This window comes from Flavihumibacter cheonanensis (genome assembly GCF_022352215.1).
GTDB lineage: Bacteria > Bacteroidota > Bacteroidia > Chitinophagales > Chitinophagaceae > Flavihumibacter > Flavihumibacter cheonanensis.
Map to the genome: position 1 here is coordinate 1 of NZ_JAKRWF010000025.1, position 529 is coordinate 529.

General features: G+C 47.3%; 2 protein-coding genes. Both read left to right on the forward strand.

Translation table 11 applies throughout. The features are described from left to right. Window positions 1–230, forward strand: a 230-nt coding sequence (locus tag MD536_RS22320; protein ID WP_239603754.1) for an RHS repeat domain-containing protein, incomplete at its 5' end; no start/stop codon positions are given. A 31-nt stretch (window positions 231–261) separates the two neighbouring features. Beyond that, a partial coding sequence (locus MD536_RS22325; RefSeq protein ID WP_239603755.1) for a hypothetical protein occupies window positions 262–529 on the forward strand: 268 nt, incomplete at its 3' end.

A 529-nucleotide genomic window follows, 5' to 3' on the forward strand; every position in this document is an offset into this window, starting at 1 on the left:
CTGGCACGCTTGATCCAATTTATCTCGACGATCTTCGGTTGTTCCCAGTGGGAGCTGAGATGAAGACGTATACCTACGACAAGGGGCGTGGTATTACCTCCAGTTCGGATGTAGATGGGCGATTGACTTTTTATGAATACGATGCGCTGGGCAGGTTGATCCGACTGCGGGACAATGAAGGCAATATTATAAAACAGTTTTCCTACGAGTACTACAATACCGGCAATTAAGCTTATTCATCAACCTGTTTATTCCTACGATATGCGTTTTCTGCTCTTTACGATTGGTTGTTGGCTGCTGAGCTGCACCCTGGCAACTGCCCAACGGCCTTCGTGGCAGGAGCGCAGCGAACAGGTGATTGCACTACCGGATAAATTGCTGGGTAAGATTGGTCAAGAGGCTGCCAAAACAGAAAAGCGCCTGCAGCAGCAAAGTAAAAAATACCTGGCACGGATCAAGAAACAGGAGCAAAAACTATACAAGGCATTGTATAAAAAGGATAGTGCACAGGCTAGGGCCTTGTTTGGCA